4 protein-coding genes are annotated in these 3,219 nt (G+C 70.1%); 2 read left to right on the top strand and 2 right to left on the bottom strand.

Annotation, left to right across the window (positions count from 1 at the left end; all coding sequences use genetic code 11):
• Positions 1-106: 106 nt before the first annotated feature.
• Positions 107-541, bottom strand: coding sequence for a pyridoxamine 5'-phosphate oxidase family protein (locus ACWDN5_RS46550; RefSeq protein WP_449680774.1), 435 nt, complete (start codon positions 539-541; stop codon positions 107-109).
• Positions 538-1,104 carry a TetR/AcrR family transcriptional regulator gene (locus tag ACWDN5_RS46545; protein ID WP_449680773.1) on the bottom strand — a complete coding sequence of 189 codons (567 nt, stop codon included), beginning with the start codon at positions 1,102-1,104 and terminating at the stop codon, positions 538-540. The genes ACWDN5_RS46550 and ACWDN5_RS46545 overlap by 4 nt, the downstream gene beginning before the upstream one ends.
• A gap of 87 nt (positions 1,105-1,191) precedes the next feature.
• On the opposite strand from ACWDN5_RS46545, the gene ACWDN5_RS46540 reads away from it, so the two are divergent.
• A complete protein-coding gene (locus tag ACWDN5_RS46540) occupies positions 1,192-2,214 on the top strand; it encodes an aldo/keto reductase (RefSeq protein ID WP_310971109.1) in 1,023 nt (340 codons plus the stop codon).
• Entirely contained in the window at positions 2,211-3,065 is an 855-nt protein-coding gene (locus ACWDN5_RS46535) for an LLM class flavin-dependent oxidoreductase (protein WP_449680772.1), read from the top strand. The genes ACWDN5_RS46540 and ACWDN5_RS46535 overlap by 4 nt, the downstream gene beginning before the upstream one ends.
• The last annotated feature ends 154 nt before the right edge of the window (positions 3,066-3,219 follow it).

Below are 3,219 nucleotides of genomic sequence, written 5' to 3'. Positions count from 1 at the left end.
TGCACATGTCGTGGGCTCTGAGCCGGTTTTTCCGAGACCGGCCCGTGACAAGGCTAGGCGCTCACTCTGCGCACACGCATTCGCGACCTCCGGGCGGGGGGCGGGACTACTCGCGCTCGACCTTGCGCAGGCCGCCGCCGGGCGTCCACCACTCGACGACCAGCAGTGTCGCCGCCTCGTTCAGGTGGGTGTGCACGACCTCGGCGACGTCGGCCACGAACCGCTCGCCGTCCTCGGTGCGCACCCGCCCGGCGATCTTGGCCTCGCCCGGCCACTGCGCCTCGGCGCCGTCGACCGGGTCGACCGTCGCGCTGTGCAGCGCGAACCGCGGATCTCGCCGCAGGTCCGCGCCCTTGCGCGCGTTCGGCATCGACCCGAAGGTCAGCTCACCGTCCTCGAAGGCCGTTTCGATCCCCGAGATCCGCGGTGAGCCGTCCGCCCGCAGGGTCGCGATCGTCTTGTGCTTGTGCGCGTCGAACAACGCCCGTACCCGCGCCGCGAACGCCGGTTCCGCCGCCTCGAACTCCCGCCACGCCGTCATGCCTCCATGGTCTCGCACCGCAGCCCGGCGACAAGGAGCTTCACCATCCCCCGCGCGTCGTAGCGGGGGTCGTCCGCGCCGATGCAGAGGTTGCCGACCCCGCGCATGAGGTCCAGGGGCGCCACCTCGGCCCAGACCTCGCCGGCGGCCGTCGCCGCGTCGAGCAGCTCGCCGCACGCCGGCACCAGCCGGTCCAGGAAGTAAGCGTGCAACGCCTCGAAGCCGGCGTTGTCGGACTGGAGCACCCCGGCGAGCCCGTGCTTGGTCACCAGGAAGTCGACGAACAGGTCGATCCACTGCGCCAGCGCGGCGTACGGCGATTCGCACGAAGCCAGCAGGGCCGGCGCCGCCTCCATGCAGGCGTCCACCTGGTGCCGGAAGACGGCGATGATCAGGTCCGCGCGGGTCGGGAAGTGCCGGTAGATGGTGCCCATCCCGACGCCGGCCTTCGCCGCGATGTCGCGGACCGGCGCGTCGACGCCGGAGGCGACGAAAACCGCGGCCGCCGCGTCGAGCAACGCCTTCTCGTTGCGCCGGGCATCCGCGCGCTTGGGCTTGTCCACCGATCCTCCTTGCTAAGCGGAGCAGTGTTCCGTATGGTTAGCGGAGCAACGTTCCGTTTGCTCCATCTTGCCACGGAGGCCTCTCTCATGCAGTACCGCACCCTGGGCCGCACCGGTGTCCAGGTCAGCACTCTCGCGCTCGGCGCGATGAACTTCGGCGCCATCGGGAACACCACCCAGGACGACGCCACCGCCATCGTCGACGCCGCCCTCGAGGCGGGCGTCAACCTGATCGACACCGCCGACTTCTACGGCGAGGGCGAGTCGGAGACGATGGTCGGCAAGGCGATCGCCGGCCGCCGCGACGACCTCGTGCTGGCCACGAAGGCGACCATGCCGATCGGCGAGGAGCGCAACCACCGCGGCAATTCCCGCCGCTGGCTGGTCACCGCGCTCGACGACAGCCTGCGCCGCCTCGGCGTCGACCACGTCGACCTCTACCAGCTCCACCGCTGGGACCCGACGACCAGCGACGAGGAAGCGCTTTCCGCGCTGACCGATCTGCAGCGCGCGGGCAAGATCCGGTACTTCGGGTCGTCGACGTTCCCGGCGTACCGGATCGTCCAGGCGCAGTGGGCCGCCCGCGAGCACCACCTCGGAAGGTACGTCACCGAGCAGCCGAGCTATTCGATCCTGCAGCGCGGCATCGAGGCTCACGTGCTGCCGGTGACCCAGGAGTACGGCATGGGCGTGCTGGCGTGGAGCCCGCTGGCTTCGGGCTGGCTGTCGGGCGCGGTCCGCGCGGGCCGGGAGTTCAGCGGCAACCGCGCCAAGGTCCTGCCGCAGCGCTTCGACCTCGACGTCCCGGCCAACCGGGCCCGGCTCGACGCCGTCGAAAAGCTGGTCAAGGTGGCCGACGCCGCCGGCCTCACCCTGATCCAGCTGGCGCTCGGCTTCGTCACGGCGCACCCGGGCGTGACGAGCGCACTGATCGGCCCGCGCACGCTCGACCACCTGACGTCCCAGCTCGCGGCCGCCGACACCGTGCTGCCGGCCGACGTCCTCGACGAGCTCGACTCGATCGTCGCGCCCGGCGTCGACCTGGCCCCGGACGAGAAGTTCGACACCCCGCCGGCCCTGCTGGACCCGACCTTGCGGCGGCGCCGGTGAAGTTCGGCATCATGACCGCACCGATGCAGGTGGGGTACGACGAGATCCTGCGCGTGTGGCGCGAGGCGGACCAGGTGCCGGAGATCGAGCACGCGTGGCTGTTCGACCACCTGATGCCGATCGCGGGCGACCCGTCCGGCCCGATCTTCGAGGGCTGGACCCTGCTGTCGGCCCTGGCGGCCCGGACATCGCGGATGCGCATCGGCCTGCTGGTGACCAGCAACAGGTTCCGCCCACCGGCAATGCTGGCCAAGATCGCGACGACGGTCGACATCGTGTCGGGCGGAAGGCTCGACTTCGGCATCGGCGCCGGCTCCCGGCCAAGCCACCCACTGGCGCGGCGAGAGTACGACGCACACGGCTTGCCCTACCACAGCCAGGAGGACGCGGTGGCGGCCCTGGCGGAGGCGTGCACGGTGATCCGCCGCTTGTGGACATCACCGGAACCGTTCGACTTCACGGGCAAGCACGTGTCGTTGACGGGAGCATTCGGAAACCCGAAGCCGGTGCAGAAACCACACCCCCCGATCATGATCGGCGGCCGGGCCGGCGCAACCCTGCGAGTGGTGGCCGAGCACGCAAACCTGTGGAACATCCCGGGCGGCGGCGACATCGAGGATCTGGCAGGCCGCAGTCGTTTGCTGGACAGGTACTGCAGGGAGATCGGCCGCGACCCGGCGGAGATAACGCGATCGATCTTCCTGCCAGTGGAGTACAACCGACCGGAGGTGACCCGCGGAAAGATAGCCGAGGCCGCAGAGGCGGGCTTCGAACATGTGGTGCTGGGACTGGGGAGTCCATACCCCGAAGAAGTGGCGAAGTGGGTGGCGGAGGAGCTGATCCGCAGGTAGAGCGCGGCGCGCTCGCAATCGGAGGAGCTGGGTGGTCATCCCGTCGCCTGAGGCCGTGAAAATCGCTTTGAGCCGGGCCCGCAACCCACAGCGCAGAGCGGGCCGACTACGCGGGCTTGCGGGCCCGGCTCAAAGTGATAGGCCTCAGTTCAGG

The organism is Amycolatopsis sp. NPDC003731, from assembly GCF_053586895.1.
Note: the sequence above shows the minus strand (reverse complement) of the source record. Positions and strands in the feature narration are given on the sequence as shown.